Below are 1,086 nucleotides of genomic sequence, written 5' to 3'. Positions count from 1 at the left end.
TTAAAAATTGCAGGGAGGTTTAGACGAGTTCAGTAATAAAACACAGAGTGGGTTGTATTACTGAACTCGTCTAATAGGGGATTATTCTTGGATTTTTCTAAACGTATTTACAACCCACTTCGCAAATAAATCAAGCGGGTGATTAGGCGTGCTTGATTCGTGCTGCACTAAATAGTATTTATCTTTAGTTGTTAAAGGCTGTTCAAATAACTTATAGAGCCACTGCTCATCTAACCAGCTTTGGCTTATAGGCAGTGGAATAAGTGCAATCCCCATACCCTGTTGCGCAGCACGTGCTACACCAAACATACTATCTATTTGAATAATTTGAGAAGGAGAGAAGTCATCAATTCCTGCTTTTTCGGCCCACTGGTGCCATGCCCAAGGGCGAGCTTTGTGTAGTATTAGCGGAACTTGATTAAGCGCTTGACGGTGATCGTCCCTCCACTGATCGAGCAGCTTTTTATTACATGCAGGGATATATTCAAGATTAAATAGCTCTGTTGCAGAACCTTCAGTGGGTTTACTCGATGATAATACAATAGATAAATCGCTATGGCGCGTTAACTCTTTGCGCGTCTTGAGCGTGTCCATTTGTAAATTTATATTAGGATGCTCTGACGTCCACTCACTTAATTTAGGCATGAGTAGCTCGCTGGCAAAAAACTCAGGCAACGTAATTGTCAAATTTGTATTTTGCTGCATCTGACTAAACTCGTTAATGGTGCCCTCTAACATTGTGATGATAGGAGACACTGCATCAAAAAAGTTTTTACCCGCTGTGGTTAAGCTAATTGAACGCGTTTTACGTTGAAAAAGTTCAATACCAAGTTGTTCTTCAAGTTGTTTTATTTGATGGCTTACCGCAGACGGCGTTAAGTACAGCTCATTAGCTGCATGCTTAAAACTTAGGCTTCTTGCGGCAAAGCAAAAAGAGCGAAGGCCACGAATAGGAGTTTGCATGTTTTCCAGAATTATTTAATTTATTGAGACGCCTTACTTAGGCAAAATTTGAACCAACTATTTAATATATAAATATCAGTAGGTTAAAAATAAATTTAACGCTAGTTCACAAAAAGGGTGCAG

Annotated in this window: 1 protein-coding gene; it reads right to left on the bottom strand. The window is 39.4% G+C overall.

Annotated elements, in window-relative coordinates:
* Positions 1–81: 81 nt before the first annotated feature.
* Complete coding sequence (locus GQR46_RS19990; protein WP_165742280.1) at positions 82–963, bottom strand: LysR family transcriptional regulator; 882 nt, start codon at positions 961–963, stop codon at positions 82–84.
* Positions 964–1,086 lie beyond the last annotated feature (123 nt).

The sequence above is a fragment of the Pseudoalteromonas sp. Z1A6 genome, from assembly GCF_011378745.1.
GTDB lineage: Bacteria > Pseudomonadota > Gammaproteobacteria > Enterobacterales > Alteromonadaceae > Pseudoalteromonas > Pseudoalteromonas arctica.
This window is presented reverse-complemented; position numbering and strand designations above follow the sequence as displayed.